Annotated in this window: 23 protein-coding genes; 16 read left to right on the top strand and 7 right to left on the bottom strand. The window is 63.5% G+C overall.

What is annotated here, in order from left to right; genetic code table 11:
- Nucleotides 1-5: 5 nt before the first annotated feature.
- The 4 genes from LDN70_RS03630 to LDN70_RS03615 are packed head-to-tail and all read right to left on the bottom strand — an operon-like array spanning nucleotide 6 to nucleotide 6,080.
- Nucleotides 6-1,709 carry an amidohydrolase gene (locus LDN70_RS03630; protein WP_223941760.1) on the bottom strand — a complete coding sequence of 568 codons (1,704 nt, stop codon included), beginning with the start codon at nucleotides 1,707-1,709 and terminating at the stop codon, nucleotides 6-8.
- Nucleotides 1,710-1,717: 8 nt separating this feature from the next.
- Nucleotides 1,718-3,115, bottom strand: a complete 1,398-nt coding sequence (locus LDN70_RS03625; RefSeq protein ID WP_142936682.1) for a gamma-aminobutyraldehyde dehydrogenase — start codon at nucleotides 3,113-3,115, stop codon at nucleotides 1,718-1,720.
- A 14-nt stretch (nucleotides 3,116-3,129) separates the two neighbouring features.
- On the bottom strand, nucleotides 3,130-4,752 hold the full coding sequence (locus LDN70_RS03620; protein WP_142936683.1) for a thiamine pyrophosphate-dependent enzyme: 1,623 nt from the start codon (nucleotides 4,750-4,752) through the stop codon (nucleotides 3,130-3,132).
- Nucleotides 4,749-6,080, bottom strand: a complete 1,332-nt coding sequence (locus LDN70_RS03615) for an MFS transporter (RefSeq protein WP_223941759.1) — start codon at nucleotides 6,078-6,080, stop codon at nucleotides 4,749-4,751. The genes LDN70_RS03620 and LDN70_RS03615 overlap by 4 nt, the downstream gene beginning before the upstream one ends.
- A 136-nt stretch (nucleotides 6,081-6,216) precedes the next feature.
- Here LDN70_RS03615 and LDN70_RS03610 point away from each other — a divergent pair, with 136 nt between their 5' ends.
- The 9 genes from LDN70_RS03610 (at nucleotide 6,217) to LDN70_RS03570 (ending at nucleotide 15,054) form a co-directional block, all read left to right on the top strand.
- Nucleotides 6,217-7,428 carry a PucR family transcriptional regulator gene (locus tag LDN70_RS03610; RefSeq protein WP_223941758.1) on the top strand — a complete coding sequence of 404 codons (1,212 nt, stop codon included), beginning with the start codon at nucleotides 6,217-6,219 and terminating at the stop codon, nucleotides 7,426-7,428.
- 305 nt (nucleotides 7,429-7,733) lie between these two features.
- The gene (locus tag LDN70_RS03605; RefSeq protein WP_162520262.1) at nucleotides 7,734-9,101 is read left to right on the top strand and encodes an MFS transporter; all 1,368 of its coding nucleotides are present in this window, start codon (nucleotides 7,734-7,736) and stop codon (nucleotides 9,099-9,101) included.
- On the top strand, nucleotides 9,098-9,505 hold the full coding sequence (locus tag LDN70_RS03600) for a RidA family protein (protein WP_166843139.1): 408 nt from the start codon (nucleotides 9,098-9,100) through the stop codon (nucleotides 9,503-9,505). Before LDN70_RS03605 ends, LDN70_RS03600 begins: the two co-directional genes overlap by 4 nt.
- On the top strand, nucleotides 9,502-10,110 hold the full coding sequence (locus LDN70_RS03595; RefSeq protein WP_142936687.1) for an RraA family protein: 609 nt from the start codon (nucleotides 9,502-9,504) through the stop codon (nucleotides 10,108-10,110). The genes LDN70_RS03600 and LDN70_RS03595 overlap by 4 nt, the downstream gene beginning before the upstream one ends.
- 77 nt (nucleotides 10,111-10,187) lie before the next feature.
- Nucleotides 10,188-10,727 carry an NUDIX hydrolase family protein gene (locus tag LDN70_RS03590; RefSeq protein ID WP_105692788.1) on the top strand — a complete coding sequence of 180 codons (540 nt, stop codon included), beginning with the start codon at nucleotides 10,188-10,190 and terminating at the stop codon, nucleotides 10,725-10,727.
- Nucleotides 10,728-10,800: 73 nt separating this feature from the next.
- Entirely contained in the window at nucleotides 10,801-11,838 is a 1,038-nt protein-coding gene (locus LDN70_RS03585; protein ID WP_223941757.1) for a DUF6707 family protein, read from the top strand.
- A 60-nt stretch (nucleotides 11,839-11,898) separates the two neighbouring features.
- On the top strand, nucleotides 11,899-12,609 hold the full coding sequence (locus LDN70_RS03580; RefSeq protein ID WP_142936689.1) for an SRPBCC family protein: 711 nt from the start codon (nucleotides 11,899-11,901) through the stop codon (nucleotides 12,607-12,609).
- Between the two features lie 47 nt (nucleotides 12,610-12,656).
- The gene (tgt, locus tag LDN70_RS03575) at nucleotides 12,657-13,967 is read left to right on the top strand and encodes a tRNA guanosine(34) transglycosylase Tgt (RefSeq protein WP_223941756.1); all 1,311 of its coding nucleotides are present in this window, start codon (nucleotides 12,657-12,659) and stop codon (nucleotides 13,965-13,967) included.
- A gap of 157 nt (nucleotides 13,968-14,124) precedes the next feature.
- A complete protein-coding gene (locus LDN70_RS03570) occupies nucleotides 14,125-15,054 on the top strand; it encodes a type IV toxin-antitoxin system AbiEi family antitoxin domain-containing protein (protein ID WP_223941755.1) in 930 nt (309 codons plus the stop codon).
- 65 nt (nucleotides 15,055-15,119) lie between these two features.
- Here the strand turns inward: LDN70_RS03570 and LDN70_RS03565 are convergent, their stop codons facing one another.
- Nucleotides 15,120-15,830, bottom strand: coding sequence for a queuosine precursor transporter (locus tag LDN70_RS03565; RefSeq protein ID WP_223941754.1), 711 nt, complete (start codon nucleotides 15,828-15,830; stop codon nucleotides 15,120-15,122).
- Between the two features lie 270 nt (nucleotides 15,831-16,100).
- Here LDN70_RS03565 and LDN70_RS03560 point away from each other — a divergent pair, with 270 nt between their 5' ends.
- On the top strand, nucleotides 16,101-16,763 hold the full coding sequence (locus LDN70_RS03560; protein WP_223941753.1) for a TetR/AcrR family transcriptional regulator: 663 nt from the start codon (nucleotides 16,101-16,103) through the stop codon (nucleotides 16,761-16,763).
- On the top strand, nucleotides 16,760-17,674 hold the full coding sequence (locus LDN70_RS03555; RefSeq protein WP_223942587.1) for a TIGR01777 family oxidoreductase: 915 nt from the start codon (nucleotides 16,760-16,762) through the stop codon (nucleotides 17,672-17,674). Before LDN70_RS03560 ends, LDN70_RS03555 begins: the two co-directional genes overlap by 4 nt.
- Before the next feature lie 290 nt (nucleotides 17,675-17,964).
- On the opposite strand, the gene LDN70_RS03550 is transcribed toward LDN70_RS03555, so the two are convergent.
- Nucleotides 17,965-18,726, bottom strand: a complete 762-nt coding sequence (locus LDN70_RS03550; protein ID WP_223941752.1) for a methyltransferase family protein — start codon at nucleotides 18,724-18,726, stop codon at nucleotides 17,965-17,967.
- Between the two features lie 214 nt (nucleotides 18,727-18,940).
- On the opposite strand from LDN70_RS03550, the gene LDN70_RS03545 reads away from it, so the two are divergent.
- The 5 genes from LDN70_RS03545 (at nucleotide 18,941) to LDN70_RS03525 (ending at nucleotide 24,430) form a co-directional block, all read left to right on the top strand.
- Nucleotides 18,941-20,341: an MFS transporter gene (locus LDN70_RS03545; protein WP_223941751.1), complete on the top strand. Its 1,401-nt coding sequence runs from the start codon at nucleotides 18,941-18,943 to the stop codon at nucleotides 20,339-20,341.
- A 145-nt stretch (nucleotides 20,342-20,486) separates the two neighbouring features.
- Nucleotides 20,487-21,149, top strand: coding sequence for a response regulator transcription factor (locus LDN70_RS03540; protein WP_166841351.1), 663 nt, complete (start codon nucleotides 20,487-20,489; stop codon nucleotides 21,147-21,149).
- The gene (locus tag LDN70_RS03535) at nucleotides 21,146-22,558 is read left to right on the top strand and encodes a sensor histidine kinase (protein WP_223941750.1); all 1,413 of its coding nucleotides are present in this window, start codon (nucleotides 21,146-21,148) and stop codon (nucleotides 22,556-22,558) included. Before LDN70_RS03540 ends, LDN70_RS03535 begins: the two co-directional genes overlap by 4 nt.
- The gene (locus LDN70_RS03530; RefSeq protein WP_223941749.1) at nucleotides 22,551-23,528 is read left to right on the top strand and encodes a TAXI family TRAP transporter solute-binding subunit; all 978 of its coding nucleotides are present in this window, start codon (nucleotides 22,551-22,553) and stop codon (nucleotides 23,526-23,528) included. Before LDN70_RS03535 ends, LDN70_RS03530 begins: the two co-directional genes overlap by 8 nt.
- Before the next feature lie 65 nt (nucleotides 23,529-23,593).
- Nucleotides 23,594-24,430 (top strand): hydroxymethylpyrimidine/phosphomethylpyrimidine kinase, encoded by an 837-nt coding sequence (locus tag LDN70_RS03525; protein ID WP_446698031.1) that lies wholly within the window; start codon nucleotides 23,594-23,596, stop codon nucleotides 24,428-24,430.
- A 96-nt stretch (nucleotides 24,431-24,526) separates the two neighbouring features.
- Here the strand turns inward: LDN70_RS03525 and LDN70_RS03520 are convergent, their stop codons facing one another.
- Complete coding sequence (locus LDN70_RS03520) at nucleotides 24,527-25,459, bottom strand: cytochrome b/b6 domain-containing protein (RefSeq protein ID WP_223941748.1); 933 nt, start codon at nucleotides 25,457-25,459, stop codon at nucleotides 24,527-24,529.
- Between the last annotated feature and the right edge of the window lie 10 nt (nucleotides 25,460-25,469).

The raw sequence follows: 25,469 nt of genomic DNA, 5'->3' as shown, positions 1-25,469 counted from the left end.
CTCCCCTATGAGTGGGCCGCGAACGAACTTTCACGGGAAAGTTCAGCGTTGAAGCCGGTTGATTGATAGGTAAATCGGCCTCCGACGGCGGTGGCCAGGACGTGAAGTTCGCTGATGTCCAGTGCCGTCAAAGGTGAGGCGGAAAGGACGGTGAAGTCGGCCAATTTGCCAGCTGAAAGGGTGCCCTTCTTGCCCAGGGACCCTGTGGCTGCGGCGGCTCCGCTGGTGTAAGCGGCGAGGGCCTGCTGCGGAGTGAGGCGTTCGGCCGGGTTCCCGAAGACGGCCCCGGACCCGGTCCGGCGGTCCACGAACGCCTGCATGCCGCGGAGCACGTTTCCGTCGGCGACCGGCCGGTCCGAGCTTCCCGCGAGCACCACTCCGGCTTCCAGGAAACTGGCTGCCCGGTAGGCCCACGGCAAGCGGTCCGGCCCGAGGGACGCGGTCATCCCGTCACCGCCTTCGCGGAAGAAGCTTGCCTGGGGTGTCACGGCAATTCCTGCGTCCGCGAGCCTTGCCAGCTGCTCAGGGCGCGTCATGGAGGCGTGCTCGATCCTGTTGGGCAAGCGGCGCTGCCCATACTGAGCCTGGCAATCCGTGATGATGTCCACCGCGAGGTCCACGGCCCTGTCACCGATGGCGTGGGCTGCGATGGACCACCCGGCGGCGTAGGCGGCTTCGATGCGTTCCCGCAGCTGGGCGGGGTCCGCTTGGAAGTAGCCAACGTTGCCGCGGTTGTCCTTGTGGCCGTGGCTGCAGAACTCGTGGCTCACGGCTGCGGTTTCGCCCAGAAGTGAGCCATCCAGGAACACCTTTGCCGGGCCCAGGGACAAGTAGTCATTTCCGAATCCGCTGGTGATGCCAAGATCCAGCCCGGCCGGGGCCGCACCGGGACTGTCAGATGCATGCCCGCCCAACCCGTGCAGCACATCCAGCACCGGCATGACCTGGGCACGGGCATGCAACCGGCCGTGGGCGGAGGCGCTCTGGTAGGCGGCAAGCTCGGCCGGGCTGTGCCCGATCCACCCGCCGCCCACCCCGGCCTCAGTGAAACTCGTGATGCCCTCGGAGGCGTAGAACAGCGTGGCCCTCTCAAGGGCGGCCTCGATGTCCTCCAACGAATACGGCAGGATCAGCTGCTGGATCAGTTCCTGGGCCGTCTCTTGGACCAGCCCCGTGGGATGTCCCGCCGCGTCGCGGACGATCGCTCCGCCGTCGGGATCCGGGAACGACGGCGACTCGGCACCTGCCAGCCGGAGCGCGGCGGTGTTGACCACGGCCATATGCCCGGAGTTGTGCCGCATGAACAGCGGCCGCTCCCCCGTGATGCGGTCCAGCTCGGCGATGTCCGGGAAGGCCCCGCCGTGCTGGGTCTGGCTGAAGCCGGTAGCGAAAAGCCAGCCCACGCCGTCGGTCCCCGAGTGAGTAACAGCACCGCGGAGAAGCTCATACAGCTCCTCCAGGCCGCGGGCACCGGACACGTCCAGCTCCGCCAGGCCCAGCCCGAACCACGTGGTGTGGCAGTGGGCATCGATGAAGCCTGGAGTGACGGTGGCACCGCCAAGGTCCAGGACCTCAACGGCGTCCAAACCATCAAGGTCGTCGTCCAGGCCCACGATGCGCCCCTGCCAGATGCCCAGCGAACTGGCCACCGGGTGGTCCGGATCCATGGTGATGATGTCTGCGTTCCGCAGGAGGAGGTCTAGTTTCATGTCAGGTTCTAGCGGTGGGAGGTGGTGACGGACTTGATGCGCGTGTAGTCCTCAAGTCCATAGACAGAGAGGTCCTTGCCCGTACCCGAATGCTTGAATCCGCCGTGCGGTGCTTCGGCCGGGATCACCTGGTGGCAGTTGATCCAGACGGCTCCGAAGTCCAGCTCCATGGACACACGAGTGACCACGCCGTGGTTCTCGGACCACACGCTGGATGCCAGGGCGTACTTGGTGCCGTTGGCGAGTTCGATCGCTTCCTCCTCGGTGGCGAACGGCTGAACGGTCAGCACGGGGCCGAAGATTTCGTCGCACACTACCTCGTCTGTCTGGAAGACGCCGTCGATCACCGTCGGCTCAAAGTGGAAGCCTGTCCCGGTGCGCTTGCCGCCGGCGAGGACGCGGGCGTTGGCAGGCAGGCGGGACATGAAGCCCTCCACCCGATCCAACTGCGCGGCACTATTGAGTGGACCGAGGTCCGATCCCACTTTCAAAGCAGCAGCGGCGTCAGCCAGGGCAGCCGCGAACTCCGTATGAATATCCTGGTGGACCAGGACGCGGGTCACCGCAGTACAGTCCTGCCCGGCGTTGAAGAAGGCAGCCAGGGCGATTTCGCTGGCGGTCCGCTGGATATCGACGTCGGCAAACACCACAGCGGGCGCCTTGCCGCCCAGCTCCAGGTGGACATCCTTGAGGGTTTTGGACGCCGCGGACATGACCTGCGCACCGGCCCGGGTGGAGCCCGTAATGGAGACCATCTCCGGGATGTCATGCTCCACCATCGCGGCACCGGCCTCGCGGCCGCCGCACACGATGTTCACTACGCCTGCCGGGTAAACCTGCTGTGCCAGCTCACCCAGGACCAGGGTGGACCAGGGGGTGGTGTCGGCAGGCTTGAGGACCAAGGTGTTGCCCGCAGCCAGGGCCGGACCAATCTTCCAGATGGCCATCATGAACGGGTAGTTCCACGGCGTAATCTGGGCCACCACACCAATGGGTTCGCGCCTGATGGTGGAAGAAAAACCCTCCACGTATTCGGTCTGGGCCGTACCGGAAACCACCCGGCATGCCCCGGCGAAGAAGCGCAGTTGGTCCGCGCCGCGCAGGATTTCAAGCTCTTTGGTGAGTGCGGCAGGCTTTCCGGTGCAGGCCACCTCAGCCTCGAGCAGACGGTCAACGTTCGCCTCGATGAGGTCGGCCAGCTGCAACAGCAGCGACTGGCGCGTTCCCGGCGTCGTGCGCTTGTAGCTCTTGAAAGCTGCGGCAGCGGCCTGGAAGGCGGCGTCGACGGCGGCAGCGTCACTGTCCGGCGCGGTGCCGATCTGCTGGCCCGTGGCGGGGTCGAAGAACGGCAGGCTGGCCGCGGCGTCCACGGACTCGCCGTTGATGATGTTCTGAAGCTGGATCACGGTAAGGGCTCCGGTCAGTTGGTTGAAGTCTTGGGGGAACGCGTGGTGGGGTCCTGCGGCAAGTGCAACAGGGCCGGGAGGCCGGAGTCGACGGCGCGGCGGAACGCGGCCGCGAAGTCTTCCGTTCGCTCCACCCGCTCGCCGTAGCCGCCGTAGGAACGGGCGAGTGCGGCGAAGTCCGGGTTGGTCATGTGCGTACCTGAGGGCCGGTCCGGGTAATGCGCTTCCTGATGTTCGCGGATGGTGGCGAAGATGCCGTTGTCCACCACCAAGACGATGAACGCGGCGCCGTAGCCCATGGCCGTGGCGATTTCCTGGCCGTTCATCATGAAGCAGCCGTCGCCGGCCACGGAAATGACCTGACGGCCGGGATATGCCAGCGAGGCTGCCACGGCTGCGGGAATGCCCATGCCCATGGCCCCGTTGCGCGGAGCGGCCAAGGAGTTGGCCGAGTTGTGGCCCAGGTACCGGGCGGGCCACAGGGCGTGGTTTCCCGCACCGAAGGTGAGGACGGCGTCGTCGGCCATTTCCTTTGTGAGGACCTCCATGGCGACGCCCAGGTCCACACCGATACCGCCGTCGGGCCGGGGCGTGGAGAAGGTGAGCTGCTCGGCGCGGGCGCTGGCGAACCAGCCTTCCTGGCGTTCGCCAGCCGCATGAGTGCCAGCCAACGCGGTGGCGAACGCGGCGACGTCCGCGATGATGTGCTGGTCCACCCGGCCGAAGTGGCCCAGGAGGTTTGCGTCGGCGTTGACCACGACGGTCTCGGCGTCGAGTCCGCGTTTGTAGCCATCGGAGAGGACGTCGCCGCGGACACAGCCCACAAAAACGAGCAGATCGGCGTCGTCCAGGCGCTGGGCGTTGGCGTCGCTGCGGCCGTAGCCCAAGTAGCCGGCGTAGGCGTCACTGCGGTGGGGAACGGCGTCGTAAGCCCTGAAATCGGCAACCACCGGGACGCTGTGTCGGCTCGCCCAGGCGGCCAGCTGCTCGCCGGACTCCTGGGTCCAGCCTTCACCGCCGACGACGGCCAGCGGCTTGCGTGCCTTCTCCAGCTTCTGGGTCAGCTCAGCCAGCTCCGCGGGGGCCGGCTCTGGACGGGCAATCCTGCGGGGTTCGACGGTGGCGTTCTCCACCACATGCACCAGCACGTCCTCCGGCAGGCCGATCACCACGGGTCCGGGGCGTCCGCTGAGGGCGGTGAAGATGGCGTCGTCCACCACGCGGGCGGCGGAAGCTGCGTCGTCGAGCGTCACTACTTTCTTGGCTGTGCTGCCGAACCAGGCGTTGATGTCGAACTCCTGGAACGACTCGCGGCCACGGTCGGCCACCGGGATCAGGCCGACGAACAGGATCAGCGGAGTGGCATCCTGGTAGGCGGTGTGTATGGCGATGAAGGCATTGGCTGCGCCCGGGCCACGGGTCACCATGGCGATGCCGGGAAGCTCAGTGAGCCGGCCTTCGGCCAGTGCCATGAATCCGGCGCCGCCTTCCTGGCGGGCCACCACGTTCTGGATCGGCGAACCGTGCAGGCCATCCAGGACGTCGAGGAAGCTCTCACCCGGCACGGTGTAGACGCGCTTGACGCCTGCCCGTTCCAGTTGGCCAACAATCAAGTGGCCGGCAGTGGTTGTGCTCAATGCTTCATTCCTTCTTCTTCGATGGAAAGGGCGGGGAGGAACAGGCCGGAAAGTGCCGTCAGTGCGGACACGACCAGCAGGATGATGGCGCCGGGCCAGAAGGAGTTGTTGGCGGCCACCAGCGCGGTGGCGATCAGCGGCACGAAGCCGGAGATAACGCCCGCAGTGTTGGAAGTGATGGCGACGCCGGTGTAGCGGACCTTCGTGGCGAACAGGGCAGTCAGCGCGGTGCCGGAGACGGCGTATGGGATGGAGAGGACAGCAACGCCGATCATCATGCCTAGGACCACCAGGACGGGGTTGCGGGAGTCGATGGCCAGGAAAACGGGAACTGCGATAGCGGCCGAGGCAACACCGCCCCACAGGATGACCTTACTGGCGCCGAACTTTTCGCCGAGCCGCCCGGCCCAGATGAGGGCGCCGATCTCAAGTGCTGCAGCCAACAGGGTGCCCAAGAGCAGGAGTTCGGAGGGCAGCTTGAGCACCTTGGTGCCGTAGAAGACCACAAAGCTGGTGATGAGGTAGAAGCCACCGATGCCGAGCAGCGCCGAGCACATGCCCACCAGGATCTGGCGCCAGCTGTTCTTCAGAACTCCACGGATGGGAGCATGTTCGGTCTCACCGGACTCCATGAGGGCTTCGAATTCGGATGATTCGCTCAGGCGGCTGCGGATCCAGAGTGAGATTGCCAGCAGCGGGATCGCGGCGATGAACGGGATGCGCCAGCCCCACGCGTCAAAGTTGCTCTGACCCACCAGGAACAACATGCCGAAGAAGCCACCGGAAGAAAGGATGGTACCGATCGGGGAACCGATCTGCGGCAGGGCCGCGTAGCGTGCACGCTTCTCCACAGGAGCGTTCTCGACGGCGATGATCACCGCGCCGCTCCACTCACCGCCGACTGCGAGGCCCTGAACGATGCGCAGGGCCACCAGGAGAATAGGCGCCGCCAGGCCGATGGTCATGTAGTTCGGAAGCAGACCGATGAGGCCGGTGACAATGCCGATACCCACGATGGTGACCATGAGGATCTTCTTGCGACCCACCTTGTCACCCAGGGCGCCGAAGATGAAACCACCGATGGGGCGGGCCACGAAGCCGACGGCCAAGGTAGCGAAGGATCCCATGGCTGCGACAAAAGGGTCTTGGGAAACGAAGAACTGTGCGTTGAACACCAGCGCAGCAGCTGTGGTGAACAGGAAGAAGTCGTACCATTCCAGCGCAGTACCCACCAGGGCCGCGAGGGCCACCTTCTTGGTGACGCTTTCATCGACGACGCGTACTGCCTTGGGACTGGTGTCCGTGGCTCCGCTGACCGTGCTTGCCATTGTTGCTCCATGAGTGCGAACGGGACCGGACGTTGGGGATGCCCGGGCAAATTTGTGTGACTCAATCCATAGTGCCAGTAGTTTTTCCCAAAATGACTAGCAATCCATCACGGAAACATGGCGCTAGAATGTGTGAATGCACAATTCCGAGACATCCGGGCACGCCGTTCGTTGGACTGAACTGGTGGATCAGCTTGAAGGCCGGCTGGACACCCTGGCCCAAGCCTTCACCACGAGGGTCCGCGAGATCCCCGAGTACGGCGAAAGCCAGGTGACGGTCCTGGAAATCCAGGAGACCGCACGGGAGACATTCCGGCGGCTAATCAGCGGCTTGAGGAATGGCAGGACGGACAGCCGTGATGGCCTGCTCGACTTCGCTTCCGACCTTGGATCCAAGCGAGCAAGGGCCGGCATTCCGCCGGAGTCCCTCACCTCTGCCGTCCGGTTGGACTTCAGCATTCTCTGGGCCGAGCTGCTGGAGATCGCCCCCACCGAGGACGCCGCGTTGCTGGCCACACGGGTGGACCAGGTATGGAGTGTGGTGGACGAATTCGCCACCCGGACGCACACGAGCTACCTGACCGAGCGCGTCAGGATGGCCCAGGAAGAATCAAGCATTCAGCGCGAGTTCATTGCCCGCCTCTTCAACCAGAGCACCCCCTCGCAGGAAACCTCCGCGCAAGTGGCTTCGGCTTTGGGCATCAATCCTGAATCACGCTTCGCCTTGGTAGCGGCCAGCGGTGAACCTGGTGCACGGCTGCGGGCAGCAACGTCCCAGTTCGGATCAGGACAGCACTCCCGGCAGCGGCTGTTCCTCCATGAGTCGGGCGGCAACACGTATGTCTTCTGGGCTCTGCCTGCCACCCGGACCCGCGGTCCGGAACCCCGGGGCGAGACGCGCAGCCCGGAACCCGACAGCCAGCAGCTGCCACCCGGCGTCGTGAACGTCCCCTGCGGCTACGTGCCTGAGGTCCTTGGACTGCGCGCACTTCCCGGAGCGGCCCGCACCGCTGAAAGCCTGGCGGCGCTGCTTCGCCCCCGCGACGCCGGCCCGCTGTCGGCCGAGTCGGCCTGGGCCCGGCTGGCCCAGCAGAACCTGCAGGACGCCGGCCTCGACCTTGCCGCCGAACTCGAAGAGGCTTTGGCGGAGTGCCGGGGCGGCGAGCGCGAACGCCTGCTGGAGACGGTCCGGAACTATCTGGCCACCGGCAATGTCACAGTTACCTCCGAGCAATTGTTTTGCCACCGCAACACCATTCTTAACAGGCTCAATCGATTCCAGGAACTGACGGGAATCGATCTCGCTGTTCCCGCGAAGACGGCCCGGCTGGTAGTGGCCTGGGCATGACCGGCCGCTGCCGCGTTGCTACCTGACCCTGTTTTCCGGCGGCGAGGGTGAAAAGTGACCGGAAAGGGTTGATCTCGACCCGACTGGGGCCAAAATGAGGTCACCAAGCCACGGCGGCAGGCAGGCAGGCCCCACCAGGAGGCCCGTCGTCGGGAATTCCGTGCCCCGTGGCTTCGGTGTGTGTTTTCACATTCCCGGGCCAGTTTTGATGGGAGTTATGCCATTGATGGTGTGATCGGGCACACACCATAGTTGTAGCTACCTTGCACCGGACATTCGTCCCCGCACCGCATCCGGAGAATCAGATGGCCCATACGGTAGATACTGCCTCCGCATCATCGTCCAGGCTTGACCTGGCAAAGATGCGCAAGATTGCCCTCGCCAGCGTTATTGGCACCACCGTCGAGTGGTACGACCTTTTCGTCTTCGGGACGGCGTCGGCCCTTGTCTTCAACAAGATCTTCTTCCCCAGCTTTGATCCGATCGTCGGCACCATGCTGGCCTTCGGTACGTTCGCTTCCGCCTACATTGCCCGCATGGTGGGCGCCATCATCTTCGGCCACTTCGGTGACCGATTGGGCCGCAAGTCCATGCTGCTGGTTTCCCTCCTGACCATGGGAGCGGCTACCTTCGCCATCGGCCTGCTGCCCGACTACAACAGCATCGGCATCATGGCGCCACTTCTGTTGCTCTTCCTCCGTGTCATCCAAGGCCTGGCCCTCGGCGGCGAATGGGGCGGTGCCGTGCTCATGACAGTTGAACACGCGCCCCCTACCCGGCGCGGCTTCTACGGTTCACTGGTACAGGTGGGGGTTCCCGCCGGCACCCTGATTGCGAACGTAGCCTTCCTGATTGTTGCCTCCACGGTCAGCACCGAAGCCCTCTATTCATGGGGCTGGCGCATCCCGTTCCTGGCCTCAGTCCTCCTTGTCACTGTGGGCATCTACATCCGCCTGCACATCGAGGAAACTCCGTCGTTCCAGGCAGTCAAGACCGCCGGCGCCAAGGCGAAAATGCCGTTCGCTGCGCTGATGGCCAAGTATTGGAAGCAGGTTGTCCTCGGCGGCGTCGCAACCCTGTCCACGGGCAGCACGTTCACCCTGCTGGTAGCCTCCGGCGTCTCCTACGGCAAGAAGGAACTCGGCCACTCCGAGAGCCTGATGCTCTGGGTGGTCCTGGCTTCCTGCGTCCTGGGGCTGTTCCTCATCCCGTTCTTCGGAAAGCTATCGGACAAGTTCGGGCGCAAGCCCATCATCTTCGCCGGTGTTGCTGCCGAGGCCGCCCTCGCGTTCCCGATGTTCTGGCTCATGGACACCAAGTCGGTGGCACTGCTGTTCGTGGCCTACCTGGCCATGATGACCGCGTTCTGCGCCAACTATGGACCCATCGCCACCTTCCTGGCCGAGCTCTTCGGGTCCAAGGTCCGCTACTCCGGCCTGTCGGTGGCCTACATGCTGTCCGGCCTCCTAGGCAGCGCCGCCACCCCGTTCGTCACTACCTGGTTGTTGGGCATGACGGGGCAGAGCTCCTCGATCGCCTGGTACATCATGGCCGCGGCCGGACTGTCCTTGGTTGCACTCTTCCTACTGACCGAGACCCGGTACGGCAACATCGACGCCGTCGATGAGGCACCGGCGTCCGCTGGCTCCACGGAAGCCGCGGCAGCGCGGTGACCGTCACCACCATCGGGCGCCTGGCCGGTATCCCCGGCCAGGCGCCCGCCGTCGGGCCTTTTTCCCCGGCGGTCATTGCGAACGGTTTTGTGTTCACCTCCGGCCAGATACCGGCCATCACTGGACTGGATGATCAGCCGGAGACCTTCGAAGAACAAGTCCGGCAAACCATCCAGAACCTCGACGGCGTCTTGGAAGCCGCAGGATCCAGCCTGGAGCACGTGGTCAAGGTCAACACCTACTTGACCAGCCAGGACCAACTTGAGGAGTACAACCGCGTGTACGCGGAGTACTTCGGCACCGCCAAACCGGCCCGGACCACCGTGTGCGTGAGCCTGTGGGGCGTGTCCTTGGAAATCGAATGCGTAGCTGTCCTTGCGCAGAAAGCGGAGGTAACCCCGTGAGTCCAACACTCCTGAAGGACCTGACCGACGTCAGCTACCCGACCATCGGCCACTTCCTCGAGGACGGATTCGTCTCCCCCGCTATCCAGTCCCTGCATGCAAACGTGAAAATAGCCGGACCTGCCGTCACAGTCCGAATCGCGGACCACGATGCCATCGCCATGAACCACGCACTCCTGGCACTCCGGCCGGGCGACGTCCTGGTGGTGGACATGCTCGGAGACCACCATCATGCGCCCGTGGGGGCCGTCACGGCAGCCGCGGCACTCGCACAAGGTGCTGCCGCCGTCGTGGTTGATGGCATGGCCACTGACGTTCTGGAACTGCGGCAGACAGGTCTGCCGGTGTTTGCCCGCGGGACATCGTGCCTCACTACCAAACGGCTCCATGGCACAGGTTCCGCCGTCAATGTCCCTGTGCGCTGCGGAGGGACAGAGGTCAACCCCGGCGACCTGGTGCTCGGAGACGACAACGGACTGATTGTTCTTTCACCGGAAACTGCCCGGGATGTCCTGGAAAGAGCGCTGCAGTCGGACGCCGCGGAGCCCGCCATCCTTGCCCGCATAGCATCCGGGGAACCGCTCGAGTCGATCCTGGCCCTCTAATACTGCCGAGAGCGTAACCACGCAGCCACGGCAGCGCCGCCAAGGAAGTTCGGCGGGTGATGCGGTAGAACTTAACCATGAGCGTACGTACACCCGACCCGTATCCAGGCTGGCTTTCTGACGAAGACCTCTTCGAAGCCCGCGGCCGACTCCCCATGGTCTATGTGGAGGCCGTTCCGGTCAGGCTGGATCCGCTTGGCTATGTCAATGAGGTGGGCACACTCCTGCAGGGCGACGCCGACGGAAACATGGTCCGCTACCTCGTCTCCGGCCGCGTTCTGTACCGCGAGACCATCCGCGCAGCACTGCTGCGGCACATGGAAAAGGACCTAGGCCCCTTGGCCTTCCCGCAGCTGCCCATCAGCCCCGTTCCTTTCACGGTGGCCGAGTACTTCCCTGCCCCGTCACAGACAGGCTTCACCGATGACCGCCAGCACGCCGTCTCGCTGGCCTACGTCATCCCCGTCACCGGTGAATGTGAACCGCGCCAGGACGCCCTGGAACTGACGTGGATGACGCCCCAAGAGGTGCTGAGCGATAACGTCCAGCAGGAATTCGACGGCGGTCGCGGGAACCTCGTGCGGCAGGCACTGGCTTTCTCGGGCATCGTTCTCTAGCGGGTCCCGGCCCTTGCGCCGGCTGGTCTTTGTAGACTGGACGGCGGACCCCACGAGAACCAAAGGATTTCCGATGACTCACAGCCCAGCCACACAGCAGTACAGAGAAAAGCAGGCTGGGGACCTGCAGCCCGGCGATTTTGTGTTCCCGCCCGGGGATGGCCCGGCCGAGGAAATCGCCGCCGTTGAGGTGCAAAACGACGATTACGGCGTAGCAGCGCTGCTGCTGGTAACAATGGTGGACGGCGGCACGGTGCGGATCGCTACAGGGTCCAGTGTTCCTGTGGGCGACGGTGTTCCGGCCGACTCCGGCGCGGACTCAAGCGCCTCGGACTCCTCCGCCGACGCAGCCCTGAACGCCACCACCGCTTCCGAGTCCGGCCACTCCCGCACCAGCACCCCCGCGGAAGGCGACGCCCAAGCGCGAGCCGGAGCCGCCGTCGTCGTGCCTCCCCGCCCGGAGACCCCACCAACGTACACCGGCCCCACCGCCGAGGAGCTTGCGCTCATTCCGGAGCCCGACGGCACACCCGAAGGCGTGGTCCGTGCCGCGGCCGCCAACCACAAGGGCAAGAACGGCGTGCAGGTCCTGGCGGAACGGCTGGCGAAGGGCATCAACACCAAATCCGGGAGCTGCCTCCGGGACCTCAGTGATCTTGCCTTCGACCTGTGCATCGTGCTGCGCGATCCGGACCACGCCCTGGCCGTGGCCGATCTGCTGAACGTGCTGCCCTTTGACGGCAACCTGGACCGCTGGGCCTCGATCGAACGGGCGCTGGCGTTGTCCAGTTTCATCTGCCGCGAAGCCGGCCAATCCGAGCGCGCCGCTGTGTACGAGAAACTGCTGCGTGCGCCCGAGTCCCAGGAAGAAGACCCCTTCAAGGCCCGGATCAACGCCCGCGTGCGCCAGCGCTCACTCAACGAACCCAACCTGTATGACAAGGAAATCTTCCGTGCGATCGACAATGGGAATCGTGAGGCCGAGCGCGAATGGCGGTTCCTCCGGCTTGAAGCGCTAATGTTCCTGCGCGCCCACGGGGGCTCCAAGACCATCGGCGAGGAAGAGCTGGCCCGGCGGATCGGCAACGAACTGGAATCGGTCCGCGCCTAACTGTCATTGGGGGCTGTCAAGACCTGTTATGTGGGCGCCAACGACGGTAGATTCGGGGCCATGACGAACAATCTGAGCGTTGTGGTTAATGCCGACGCGCAGCAGGTTTGGACAATGCTGCGCGAACCGTCGCTGGTGGCTCAATGGCACGGCTGGGAAGCTGACGATCTCACCGACGAAATCAAACAAATCTACTTCAACACCGATGTGGTGGAGGGGCCCGATCACACAAGCCTGACCGTCAACGGCGGTGACATTTTTGAGCTCCACCCGGTCTCCGGAGGCACCGAAGTGAAGGTCACACGGGCCGCCTTGGACCACAATTCGGAATGGGCGGACTGGGACGAGGACATCACCCAGGGCTGGCTCACGTTCCTGCACCAGCTGCGTTTCGCCTTGGAACGGCACCCCCACGGGCACCGCAGGACGCACTTCCTGTCCCTGCCCGGCAAAGGCGGGCCTGCGATCGAAAAATTGGGGCTCGGTGATCTTCCACCCGTTGGGGAGGAATACTCGCTCACGCTAGCCACCGGGGAGAAGATCTCCGGCAAGGTGTGGTTCAAGAGCCGGCACCAAGTGGGCCTCACCGTTCACAGCTACGCCGAGCACGGGGACGGGCTGCTGATCGTGGCCGAGCAACTGCCCATTCCGGAGAAAAGGCCCGACGGCGGCTCCATGGTGATTGCCTCCACTTACGATTTGGGGGCCCACACTTTGGCGGACATCCGGTCCTCGTGGGACAACTGGAAAGCTGAGAAGTACGGGTCCTAGGGTTTGTCCGGCGGGTTACTCACGGTAAAGCTGGCACACTTGGAAGCGTGCCAGCTTCCTCATCTGCCCCTGCATCTTCCCCTGCGCTGCCCGGTTTGTCCCACCGGCAATCCGAGTTCTCCTTTTCGGTGGGCCAGCGCCTGACCGAGACGTGCTCGCCGTCGGACGCCCAGATAGCCGCCAACGGCGGTTCTTTCCTGGGCCGCACCGGAACCATCACCACGCCGCACGGAACCATTCAGACGCCCGCGTTCATCGCCGTCGGAACCAAAGCCACGGTCAAAGCCGTACTGCCCGAGTCCGTTGCGGACCTTGGCGCGCAGGCCGTGCTGGCCAACGCGTACCACCTGTACCTGCAGCCGGGAGCGGAAATCCTGGACGCCGCGGGCGGACTGGGTGCCTTCATGAACTGGTCCGGGCCGACCTTCACCGACTCCGGCGGATTCCAGGTGATGAGCCTGGGCTCGGGGTTCAAGAAGGTCATCGATATGAAGAATGTGGACAGCTCCGGGCCTGATGACGCTGTGGCTCCGGGCAAGGAACGGCTGGCACACATTGACGACGACGGCGTCTGGTTCAAGTCGCACCTCAACGGGGACCGGCACCGCTTCTCCCCTGAGATTTCCATGCAGGTACAGCACCAGATCGGCGCGGACATCATGTTTGCCTTCGACGAACTCACCACACTGCAGAACTCGCGGGCGTACCAGGAGGAGTCGCTGGAACGGACCCGGTTGTGGGCGCTGCGGTGCCTGGAGGAGCATGCTTCCCTAACCGCCTCCCGCGAGGGCAAGCCGTACCAGGCCCTGTTCGGGGTGATCCAGGGAGCCCAGTATGAGGACCTGCGCCGCACGGCATGCCAGGACCTCGGCGCCATGCCCTTTGACGGGTACGGGATCGGCGGTGCGCTGGAGAAGGAGAACCTGGGCACTATTGTGCGCTGGTGCAATGAGGAATTGCCGGAGAACAAGCCACGGCACCTGCTGGGCATCTCCGAGCCGGACGATATCTTCACGGCAATCGAGAACGGCGCCGACACTTTTGACTGCGTCTCCCCCACCCGTGTGGCCAGGAATTCCGCGTTCTACACGCCCTTTGGCCGGTTCAACCTGTCCGGGGCTAAGTACAAGGCCGATTTCGGACCACTGCAGGATGGCTGCGACTGCTACACGTGCGTGAACTACTCGCGCGCGTACATCCATCACCTGTTCAAGGCCAAGGAAATGCTCTCGGCAACGCTCATCTCCATCCACAACGAGCGCTTCGTGGTGAAGATGGTGGACGACGCCCGCCTGGCCATCGAATCCGGGGAGTTCTTCGAGTTCAAGGCGGAGACCCTGGGCCGGTACTACTCCTAGTCGCGCCGAGATCGCCGGAGCCGTGTACGTTCGCCGGGCATGCCCGGCGAACCTGCACAACTCCCGCGGCCGGGCACAGGTCCGGCGAACTCGGCCGTTGTCCACATAACGACGGCGGGGGCTACTTTCGGCGTCCAGCCTGCCTAAGGCTGGGGTGATGAGTCAGAAACCAACTGCTACCCTCCCCCAACTTGGAGCCCTTTGGCGCATCAGGCAGCTCAATGAACTGGGACTCAGTTCACGGGCAATCGGCACGCTGGTCCGCCAGGGTGACCTCATCCGAGTGCGCCACGGCTGTTATATACGCCGCGCGGCATGGGCAAATCAGCCGGATGACGTCCGCGGCAAGCTACTGATCCACGCACATGCACACGGAACCCTCACCACGTCCACCGACGGCTACGTTTATAGCCACACGTCGGCGGCGAGGCTGCACGGACTTTTTCTGTGGAACGTGGATCAAACCATCCACGTCACACTTCCCACCAACCCATCCAGTGAGCGCCTCGGCAAAGATGTTCGCGGGCACAAACTACGGTTGCCGCCTTCCCAGATCACCACTGTGGAGTTCCTCCGGGTCACCGACCTTGAGCGGACTGTTCTGGACTGTGCCAAGACTCTGAATTACCGGCAAGCGTTGATCATCATGGATCACGGGCTGCGGCTCGGAGCGGACAAGCAGCTCATGCAAGCCCACTCAAGTACTTTCTCCGGACGACGAGGCTGCCGTACCTTGCAGAGATGCCTGGCCAATGCTGACCCCAGTTCCGAATCTCCTGGCGAAACTCTGTGCAGGGAACTACTCGCCCGCCTCAAATTGCCCATGCCCACGGCGCAAGTGGAAGTGCAAAGTCGGGTTGGTCGGCACCGGATGGACTTCGCATGGAAGAAAGAGAAGGTGGCCCTTGAATTCGACGGGGAGGTCAAGTACTTCAAGTACGCCCGCACTGACCGGGTGATCTTTGAGGAACGACGCCGGGAGAAGGCCTTGGTAGAGGACGGCTGGTTCTTCATCCGGGTGGAATGGAAGGACCTGTTTCAGGAGCAGGAGTTCAAAGCGCGTGTTCTGAAAGCGCTCAGGAGATGAGGGTGGCCGGAGCAGCGCGAGAACGCCGGAGCAGCGAACTCACACGTTTCCGGCTCAGCACAAGCCTAGGCTGCGGCTGCCCCGTAGCTCGGTTCGCGCTTCTTGATCCAACCAACCACCAGCACAGTGACCGGTACGAACAGGAACTCCACGGCGGTCTTGTACACGAAGCCAACCAGGACGTAGTTCAGGAACGAACCCGCGTCAGTGATGCCAATGACGGACGCTGCGATGCTGCAGAAAATCAGGGTGTCCACGAATTCGCCCACCACGGACGAGCCCATCAGGCGCGCCCAGAGGCTCTTTTCACCGGTGCGGGCTTTCATCTTCACCAGGATCCACGAGTTGATGGTCTGTCCTGCCAGGAATGCGAGCAGGGAAGCGAGCACGATCTGAGGCACGGGACCAAGGGCGCCCTCAATGGCAGCCTGCTTGGCGGTTCCGTACTCGTCGTTGAAGCCGGGCAGCACGATGATGATCCAGTAGCAGAGCGAGGCGAAGACCGACAACGCAAAGGAGGTAATGATCGCTTTGCGGGCAACTTTGAAGCCGTAGACCTCGCTCATCACGTCGCCCAGGATGTAGGCGATGGGGAACAGGAAGAACCCGCCGTCTGTGATGATCGGCCCGAGCACAACGCCCTTGGAGGCGCCGATGTTGGACAGGATCAGCACCACGGCCATGATGGCCAGCATGATGCCGAAATACGGGGAGCCGATCGACGCAAAGCGCGGCGCGGGCTTGCTCAAGGTACTGGAGCCTGAGGGCGAGGGCATGGGTCATCCATTTCGTAGTGGTTCGCGCAGGCCCCCTTATTGAGGGTGCCCCGCTGTATTAGCACTGTGGTTGGTGGGGCATTCGGCCCGGCACCGGTTCCATTCTCCCACCACGCACCCTCTCTCACATCCCACCCCCTTTCGGGCCACCTTCTCTCACATCCCGCGGGCCTAAACCAAACGCTCGATCACATAAACTTTTGAACACGTTCAGAACTCGTGACATACTCATTCTTGAACACGTTCAAAACTTCACGCAAGGAGCAGCTGATGGCAGCAAAGAGTGAACAGACCCGGCAACTGGTGGCCGATGTGGCGCTGAAGATGTTCCGTGAGATCGGCTTCGAGAAGACCACAATGCGCGCCATTGCACAGGAGGCCGGAGTGTCGGTAGGTAACGCCTACTACTATTTCGCTTCCAAGGACGAGCTGGTCCAGGAGCTGTACATCCAAGTCCAGGATGAGCACGCCGTAGTTGCGGCGCAGGCCCTCGAAGGGGTTCAGGATCTCGCGGGGCGCCTGAAAGCAGTGCTGCACACCGGCGTCGACGTCATGTCTCCGTACCACCAGTTCGGTTCCGACTTCATCGCGACGGCGATCCGGCCGTCGTCGCCCGTCAACCCGTTTGGCGAGGCGTCCACCGCCGCCCGCGAGGCCTCACTCGCGATCTTCCGTTCCGCCGTCGACGGTTCCTCCCCCGCCGTCGCCAAGAAACTGGACGGCGATCTGCCCGAACTGCTGTGGTTGGCGTACATGGGCGTGGCGCTGTTCTGGGTTTATGACCGGTCCGAAGGCCAACGCCGCACACGCAAACTGATCGACGGCGCTGCCCCGCTGGTGGCGCGCGGCCTGTCGCTGGCGAAGATTCCCGGCGTGAGCAAAGTGTTCGACGACGTTCTGGGGCTCGTACGCAGCGTCAAGGAAGACTCATAATGCCGCGGACGGTGGTGATCGCAGGTGCTTCCGGCTTCATTGGCAGTTACTTCAGGCGTCGGTTTCTTGAAGAAGGCTGGCAGGTCAGGACGGTGGGGCGGGACGCTTCGGCTGACGCACAATGGGACGACGACGGCGCCATCACCAAAGCGCTGGACGGCGCCGAACTGCTGGTGAACCTCGCCGGACGGTCTGTGAATTGCCGTTACGACGAGAAGCACCGGCGGGAGATTCTGGACTCCCGGGTTCTGACCACGCGTGCGTTGGGCCGGGCTGTGGCTGCTTGCGCCGAACCGCCCCGGACGTGGATCAATTCGAGTACGGGAACCATCTATAGGCATGCGGAAGATCACCCACAATCAGAGGTTTCGGGCGAACTGGGCAGCGGGTTCTCCGTGGATGTGGCCCGCGCTTGGGAGAACGAGTTAGCGGCTGTCGTTGTGCCGGCTACGCGGAAGGTTCCGCTACGCATTGCGATCGTGTTGGGGGCCGGCGGGGTCATGAGCCCCCTCCGGAACCTGGCCAGGCTCGGCCTTGGTGGGCACATGGGCCCGGGCACGCAGAAGTTCAGCTGGATCCATGTGGAGGATTTGTTCGGTGTGGTGGTATTTATCCACGCGGATGCCGGAGTGACGGGTCCGGTGAACGCGGCAACGGCCTACCCCGTGGACAACCGGGAGCTGATGTCACTTGTTCGGCAAAGTATGAGTGTCCCCTTTGGCATTCCCACTCCAGCGTGGCTGCTCGAGGCCGGTGCCGTTCTGATCCGCACGCAAACGGAGCTGGTGCTGAAGAGCAGATGGGTGGAGCCCCGCAAGTTGCTCGACGCAGGATTCTCTTTCCAGTACCCCGCCCTGGCTGGTGCGCTGAATCAGATCGCCAAGGGCAAAGCCGATCCCTCTCTCACATAATCGCCCCTTGAGCCGATCCCTCGCTCACATCCCTCGGAGGTAGTCATGAGTCAGGATCCGTGGTCAATCGATGAAGGGTACGCACTGGCAACAAGGAGCCCATCCACTGGATGGCGCTACGGACCGAGGGATCGGGTGGTACTGGGAGGCAAAGGACTGACTCTGGGCATCGCCGTAGCGCACTTGACGTTCTGCGTGTTGCTGTCCAGCCAAAGTCCCGAGTGGGCAGTTGGTGCCGCAGTAGGATCACTCCTCGGACTGGCCCTCCGACGCGTTCGGAACCAGTGGGTTCACGTGGCCGCATTCTTCGCTGCGGGTTTGCTCATGTGCGTACCCTTCGGCGCATTTTCGTCCACGGGTTCGTTTCTGTTTTCCTTGTCGATCGCAGCCGCTGCCGGCGTGGGCCGCCTCGCAGTGTGGAAGCTGGTGCGAATCAACCAGATGGGCGAGCCCACATAGCGGGGAACGTCTCTCTGATAGTCGGCATAGGCCTGGCCGAATCGCTCCCTGAGCATATTTTCTTCCCACAGCGCGCCCAAATGTTCCACCAGCATTCCAGCAGGCAAAGTCACCAGAGCCCAAGCGGAACCCCTGGAAACCGCCACACCTGAGTGAATCAGCCACCACCCCAAATACATCGGGTGGCGGCTCGCCGCATAGGGTCCGCTGGTCACCAAACCTTCGGGGTGGCCCAGAGCAAAGCTTCCAGTCGTTTTACGCCGGCGCTCCGCAACAGCCCAAGCGGTGATCCCCGCACCGGCCAGAGCCAAGCCCGCACCGGCCGCCCGGCGTCGGACGTCGCGCCCAGGGTGAGCGTCGCGCCCAAGGACGGAGGCCGGATGCAGACGATCGAGGACTACATCCAGCACCAGGCCCACAACCTGCCCTGGTGGCAGCGGAATGCTGGCTGCCTCACGTTTCACCGCGCGGGCGGTTCGTAGAACTGCACCCATGCCAAGAAGATAACCCCGGCCGCCCGGGAAAGCCACAGCCGAACCGGCAGCCGGGAATCCTGTGGCGAGCGCCCGCCGTCGAGCACTAACCGACGTCACCCGAAACCTAAGGAAGTGTTAGGAAATCCCCCGCGGACTAGGGCTGTGCCGTGCATCACCCATAGTTTGGAACATGTCCTCTTCACCCCGGAGGGCCTTTCTTAGTCGACGAAGAGCCATGCGCAAGGACGCCATGAGCACGAGCTTCATGGACAGAACGAACTCATGCAAGACACGGCCGTTGCAAAACGCTGCCGTCCAGGAAGGTTCATTGATGAGCACCCAACAAGCTGCACCTCTGAGCGAAGCCGCCCAGACACGCAAGGCCGTGAGCAATATCCTCAAGGGCTCCGCGGGCAACCTCGTGGAGTGGTTCGACCTCTACGTCTATACGGTTTTCGCGGCGTATTTCCAGTCGCACTTCTTCAACTCCTCGGACGATCTGCAGGCAGGCCTTGAGGCGATGGCTGTCTTCTCGACGTCGTTCCTCATGCGTCCCATCGGTAGCTGGTTCTTCGGCCGCTATGCCGACCGGAAGGGCCGCAAGGCTGCGCTGACGCTCAGCGTGACGCTGATGTCGGCCGGTTCCTTCGCCATCGCGATCCTGCCGACGCAGGACGTGATCGGCCTCTGGGCCCTGATCCTGCTGGTGTTCATCCGTGTGGTGCAGGGCTTCTCGGTTGGCGGGGAGTACGGCACCAGCGCTACCTACATGTCCGAGGCGGCGACGGCCAAGCGTCGAGGCTTCTTCTCCAGCTTCCAGTACGTGACGCTGATTGGCGGTCAGATGCTGGCACTCCTGGTGCTGGTCATCCTCCAGAACACCATGAGCAAGGAAGACCTGACAGCGTGGGGCTGGCGGATTCCATTCGCCATCGGTGGCGTCGCTGCTTTGGTTGTTCTCTGGCTCCGCCGTTCCATGGAAGAAACGCTGTCCTCCGATCAGCTCCGCGCCGCCCACGTCAAGGTTGAGGGCGAGGCCCAGCCTGGCACTATGAAGCTCCTGCTCACCAAGCACTGGAAGCCACTGCTCATCTGCATCGGCATCACCCTTGGCGGCACCGTGGCGTTCTACACGTACACCAACTTCATCCTGAAGTTCATGAACGATACATCCGGCATCGCCAAGACCGATACCTCAGTGATCAACTTCTGGGCGTTGTTGATCTTCATGCTGCTGCAGCCTGTGTACGGCCTGATCTCGGACAAGGTTGGCCGCAAGCCCTTGCTGATCTGGTTCGGCGTGACCGGGGTGCTGTTCACCTGGCCGCTACTCTCCGCCCTTGCTGGAACCAAGGATCCGTTCGTGGCGTTCCTGCTGATGTTCGGCGGCCTGCTGATGGTGGGTGGCTACACGTCCATCAACGCGCTGGTGAAGGCTGAACTGTTCCCGGCATCCATCCGTGCCCTCGGCGTCGGGCTCGGATACGCGATTGCCAACTCGCTGTTCGGTGGCACGGTTCCGCTGATCGGTGCGGCCCTGCAGAAGTCGGGTCAGGTGGACCTCTTCTTCACCTACGTGACGGCCGCAATCTTCATTTCGCTGCTGGTGTACATCTTCGCCCTCAAGAACAAGAAGGCGACGCACTTGGATGCGGAGCAGGGCAACGCCTTCGTCGCCAAGGGCACCGCAAAGGAAACCGACGACGGCATGAAGGCTCGCGTCGACGCCTAGCCTGCCTGCCTTGTGAGGCCCGTTCTGCGCACTTTGGATACTCCGAAGGGCGCAGAGCGGGCCTCGCAACGTTAAGCTCTAGTAGCGAACCAGCCCAGCGAACCCCACCAGTGAAGCCAGCCCAGCGAACCGAAGGACCCAGACAGTGCACGTGCTCATCGTCGAGGATGACGACGCCATGGCGTCGGCCTTGAGCGCTGCCGTCGCCTCCGCTGGCCATAAGCACACCCGGGTTTCCCGCGGCGAGGACGCACTCCTGGCCCACCGCCAGCACGAGGTCATCCTCCTTGACCTCGGCCTTCCGGACCTGGATGGCTTGGATGTCCTGCGGAAGCTCCGCCAGGTCACGCAGATCCCCATCCTGATCCTGACGGCCCGCGACGACGAACGCAGTGTGGTTCTTGGACTTCGTTCGGGAGCGGATGACTACCTCGTCAAGCCGGTGAAGCTCGTGGAATTGCTGGCCAGAATCGAGGCCGTGACGCGCAGAACCAATCGGGCGGGCAATGCAACGCCGCACAGCATCGTGCTCGGAGAACTGGAAGTAGACCTCGATCGCCGCACGGCCGCCGTCGGGGAAAGACAACTGGCCCTGACCGCCACGGAGTTCGACCTCCTGAGCCTCCTCGTCAGGAACGCAGGCTCGGTTGTCACGCGTGAGCAGATCCTTGACGCGCTCTGGGGCGACGCCTTCCTGGCCCACTCACGTTCTTTGGACGTGCACCTGACCGGCCTCAGGTCCAAGCTCCAGCTTCCCGGATTCATCATCAACGTCCGCGGCGTCGGCTATCGCGTCGAGCAACCGTGAAAGTCCGCGTCCTCGGCATCCTGAGCCTGCTGGTGGTGATCATCGTGGTGACGGTATCCAGTGTGATCCTGACCTCGGCCAGCCGGGAACTCACCCAGGAACTACAAATCAACCGCGTCGCAGCCCTGAACCGCTTTGCGCAACTGGCCAGCGAAGCTGCGGAGGATAACGACACCACCCAACTCCAGCGCGAGATGGACCGATACTCAGAGCTATATGATGAAGGAATTCTGATCCGGCTCCAACAGAAAACCCTCCGTTCCGGCGGCCTCAGCGAGGACCAGCCCGAGGTCAGGGATGCTCTGAACCGGGCGAGCCTCAACCTCAGCGACACCACGCTCAGCCCCATCCGTGCCTTTGGCTCCGGCGGGGACACTATTTCAAGATCTTTCGGCACCGCCAGCCAGGTACTCGGCGAGGTAGTCCTTGAAGTGGACCTCGACGCGGCCCGGCAGAAGCTACGGGAGCGCTGGCTCGCCGTCGGAACCGCCGCCTTGGCGCTGGGTGCGCTGCTCCTGCTGGCGGCATCGCGCATCACCGGCTGGGTGCTACGCCCCGTCCACAGACTGAGCAAAGCTGTCCACGAGTTGGAATCCACGGGCAAAACCAGCCAGCTTCCTGAAGCCGGTCCGCCTGAGCTGCGCGAGCTGAGCCGCTCCTTCACCACTATGGCCGACGCCGTGACCGAAAGTATGGAGTCGCAGCGCCGGCTCATTGCCGACACTTCACATCAACTCCGGAACCCTGTTGGCGCGCTGCGCCTGCGCATCGATCTGCTGCAGCTCGCCTTGCGATCGGAACCCGAGAAGGAGGCAGCCGCCGGCGTCGTTGCGGAACTCGAGCGGGTGGAGGAAATGCTCGACGGCGTGCTGAAGCTGGCCGCGGCGGAACACCGCGCCTTTGAGGGGGCTGCGCGCGTGCAAGAAGCAGAGCACAAACGCTTGGCCGTCATCGACCCCTACCCGGTCCTGCAGGGTGAAGTGGAAAGGGCGGCGCCGGCCGCTCACCGTGCAGGATCGCAGCTGACGCTGTTGGCCCCAACCTCGGAAAACCACATCATGTGCGACCCCGACGAACTCGCGCACATGGTGGGCGAACTCCTCGCCAACGCCATCAAGTACGCCCCCGCTGCGCGTATCTCCGTGGCGACCCAGCCGACGCAAGGCGGCACCGCCGTCGTGATTTCCGACGACGGGCCCGGCCTCCCAGCCGAGCAACTGGCCGCGTCCACCACCAGGTTCTGGCGGGCGCCGCAGCACAGCAAGATTCCCGGCAACGGTCTGGGCATGACCATCGTGGAGCGGCTGGCGCAGGCAAACGGTGGGCGACTGATCCTGGAGCCGGGCGATCCCCATGGCCTGACGGCCCGCCTCGAGTTCGTGAAACCCAAGGAGGGCACGCATGCCTGACTTACCCAGGTTCTCCCGGCGGAACGCCCTCAAAACCGCCATCGCGATCGGCCTGGGCGGCAGCCTGCTCGCGACGACCACCGCCTGCACGCCGGAGGAACCCCTGCAGGAGCTCACGGTTGCCGGTGGTGAATCCGGTGGCTTCTATCTGGAGTTCGCCACTCTCCTGGCAGGCCTGTTGCAGCGGGAGCGCATCGCCGAAAGGGCCGTCGCATTGACCACTGGCGGCAGTCTGGAGAACATCCAGCGGGTCTTATCCGGCGAGGCGACGTTCGCCGTCGCACTGGCAGATGCAGCAGCCCAGGCCGCTGCCACCAGCCGGACCGGAGAGGGTTTGGTGGCGCTGGGCAAGGTGTACCAGAACTATGTCCACTGCATCGTCCGCGAAGACAGCGGGATACGGACCCTGGCAGACCTCGCCGGGAAGACCGCGGGCGTGGGTGAAGTGGGCTCGGGGACCACCCTGACCGCTGGACGCATCCTGACTGCTGCGGGACTTTCTGAGCCGCCCCGCGCCGTGAAGCAAGTCAACCTCGGCCTAAACCAGGCCCTGGCCTCACTGCAGGACGGTTCAATAAACGTGATGATCCAATCGGGAGGAGTGCCCACCGCTCCCATCGCTGCCGCAGCAAAGGACATTGGACTTCGGCTACTGGATATTTCCGAGCTCATCCCGGCGACGCGGGCTCAGTCGGGGTTCTTTTACGATCGCGTCCTGATCCCCGCAAACAGCTATGGCAACGCTCCCGCCGTCTGGACGGTGGGCGTTGCCAACCTACTCCTGTGCCGCAGGGACCTGGCCGACCATGTTGTTCGGCAAACTGTGGAGGTGCTGGTGGAACAAGCCCAGGATCTGGTTCCCACATCCAGCACCGGCGTGCAATTCCTTAGCCCGGAGACGCTCATCAACACCGCGGGTATCCCGCTGCATCCGGCGGCCGAAGCTGCCTACAGGGCGCTGCACGGCTAGGCCTCACGAGCACCTTTCACGGGCCGGAATCGGCGTACGACCGGGAAACTGGCAAAATGGAAACCATGACTTCAGCCGTTGCCCCTGCCATTGCCCTGACCATTGCCGGCTCCGAAGCGACCGGAGGCGCCGGCGCGCAGGCCGACCTCAAGACCTTCCAGGAACTCGGCGTGTTCGGCATCGCGAACCTCACCTGCATCGTTTCCTTCAACCCGAAGGACAACTGGAACCACCGTTTTGTGCCGGTGGACCAGCAGGTCATCGCAGACCAACTGGAGGCCACGACGGCGGCCTACGGTGCCGCTTCCGGCGCACCATCGGTGCTGGACACCGTCAAGATCGGCATGCTCGGAAGCCCGGCAACCATCAGCACGGTGGAGAAGGCGCTGACTGATGGCGCGTTCAAGCACGTGGTGCTGGACCCGGTGCTGATCTGCAAGGGCCAGGAACCGGGACACGCGCTGGACACCGACCAAGCTTTGAAGGCACAAATCCTGCCGCTGGCTACCTTCGTGACTCCTAACCACTTTGAAGCCGAGTCCCTGTCCGGGCTCACCATCACCGACGAAGAGTCCCTCAAGGCTGCCGCCGTTCGCATTCATGAAATCAGCGGCGCAGCAGTCCTCGCCAAAGGTGGGGTGCGGCTGGAAGGCCCTGACGCCGTCGACGTTTACTACGACGGTGAGACGCTGGAGGTCCTGCGCGCCCCGAAGGTTGGCGAAGTGGCCGTGTCCGGTGCCGGCTGCTCGCTTGCTGCCGCTGTGACCGCCGAACTGGCCAAGGGCGCGACGCCCCTTGAAGCCGCCCGCACCGCGAAAGCTTTCGTGACTGCCGGTATCAAGAACCGGGTGTCCTCCGGCGCTCCGTTTGATGCACTGTGGCAGGGTGGGGCTCTGTCCTAGCCTCTCTCGTTACAGACGCAAGCAGCCGCCCCGGAAACACTTCCGGGGCGGCTGTTTTCTTTGCGCGAAGTTTTTCTTTGTGCGAACGTGGGGACGCTAACGCGAGACCTTGCCCATCAGCGAGGCAATGGGCCGCAGGAACAGTGGTCGGGCCAGGAACCAGGCCGCCGCGGTGAAGACAATGGACGCAGCGAAGATGCCGAAGCCCCACCAGCTGTTGTTATCGTCAGTGGACGCGTACATGTGGTTGAGGTTCCTGAGAGCGCCGGTTGCCAGCACCAGCGTGACGTGGACAATCACGAAGGCCACGAAGTAGATCATCACTGGGAAGTGGATCTTGCGGGCAAGCTCGATTGGGTAGAACTTGTTGATCGCGGCCCTCTTGGGCCACGCACCGGACATCCTGATTCCGGTAATGATGGCCAGCGGGGCCGCGATGAAGACCGTGATGAAGTAGGTCAGGAGCTGCAGGCTGTTGTAGTTGTTCCAGCCGTTTTCGACGGGCCAATTCAGCGAGGCGTATTGCAGGCCTGCTGAGACCGCGTTCGGGAAGACGTCCCAGTTGGTGGGGACAATGCGCAACCACTGGCCGGTGGCGAAGAGGAGCACGATGAAGATGATGCCGTTCAAGACCCAGAGTGCGTCCAGCGTCAGGTGGAACCAGAGATCCAGGCTGATCTTGGTGGGTGGGTTCTTGGTCTTGATGAGACCTTTGTTGTTTCTGGTCCAGTTGGCGGCCGGGCGGGTGGTGGTGCGTACCTGCCAGCCCGAACGGATGATCAGAACGATGAAGAACATGTTGAGGAAGTGCTGCCACCCGAGCCACGCGGGGAAGCCAGTGGGGGTGCCCTCGGGAATGGCCGAGTGCCCGGGGTAGTCCACCAGGAACTGCTGCACGGGCTGAAGGGTCCGGAGCCATTGAGCAACGAGCACCAGGATCAGTGCCACCACCAAAGCTCCTGCGGTGACGACGACGGGCTTGAACCACCTGTTCGACGTGATCCCGGACGACTTGCTTGAAACGGACATCAGGCCGCGT

The sequence above is a fragment of the Arthrobacter sp. StoSoilB22 genome (genome assembly GCF_019977315.1).
Classification (GTDB): Bacteria; Actinomycetota; Actinomycetes; order Actinomycetales; family Micrococcaceae; genus Arthrobacter.
This window is presented reverse-complemented; position numbering and strand designations above follow the sequence as displayed.

What these genes read in the sequence shown, in the direction of transcription:
- LDN70_RS03630 (WP_223941760.1), bottom strand. Translation starts at nt 1,709, where the DNA reads ATGAAACTAGACCTCCTCCTGCGGAACGCAGACATCATCACCATGGAT.
- LDN70_RS03590 (WP_105692788.1), top strand. Translation starts at nt 10,188, where the DNA reads ATGAGCGTACGTACACCCGACCCGTATCCAGGCTGGCTTTCTGACGAA.
- LDN70_RS03615 (WP_223941759.1), bottom strand. Translation starts at nt 6,080, where the DNA reads ATGGCAAGCACGGTCAGCGGAGCCACGGACACCAGTCCCAAGGCAGTA.
- LDN70_RS03560 (WP_223941753.1), top strand. Translation starts at nt 16,101, where the DNA reads ATGGCAGCAAAGAGTGAACAGACCCGGCAACTGGTGGCCGATGTGGCG.
- LDN70_RS03525 (WP_446698031.1), top strand. Translation starts at nt 23,594, where the DNA reads ATGACTTCAGCCGTTGCCCCTGCCATTGCCCTGACCATTGCCGGCTCC.
- LDN70_RS03545 (WP_223941751.1), top strand. Translation starts at nt 18,941, where the DNA reads ATGAGCACCCAACAAGCTGCACCTCTGAGCGAAGCCGCCCAGACACGC.
- LDN70_RS03610 (WP_223941758.1), top strand. Translation starts at nt 6,217, where the DNA reads ATGCACAATTCCGAGACATCCGGGCACGCCGTTCGTTGGACTGAACTG.
- LDN70_RS03565 (WP_223941754.1), bottom strand. Translation starts at nt 15,830, where the DNA reads ATGCCCTCGCCCTCAGGCTCCAGTACCTTGAGCAAGCCCGCGCCGCGC.
- LDN70_RS03585 (WP_223941757.1), top strand. Translation starts at nt 10,801, where the DNA reads ATGACTCACAGCCCAGCCACACAGCAGTACAGAGAAAAGCAGGCTGGG.
- LDN70_RS03530 (WP_223941749.1), top strand. Translation starts at nt 22,551, where the DNA reads ATGCCTGACTTACCCAGGTTCTCCCGGCGGAACGCCCTCAAAACCGCC.
- LDN70_RS03520 (WP_223941748.1), bottom strand. Translation starts at nt 25,459, where the DNA reads ATGTCCGTTTCAAGCAAGTCGTCCGGGATCACGTCGAACAGGTGGTTC.
- LDN70_RS03570 (WP_223941755.1), top strand. Translation starts at nt 14,125, where the DNA reads ATGAGTCAGAAACCAACTGCTACCCTCCCCCAACTTGGAGCCCTTTGG.
- LDN70_RS03605 (WP_162520262.1), top strand. Translation starts at nt 7,734, where the DNA reads ATGGCCCATACGGTAGATACTGCCTCCGCATCATCGTCCAGGCTTGAC.
- LDN70_RS03580 (WP_142936689.1), top strand. Translation starts at nt 11,899, where the DNA reads ATGACGAACAATCTGAGCGTTGTGGTTAATGCCGACGCGCAGCAGGTT.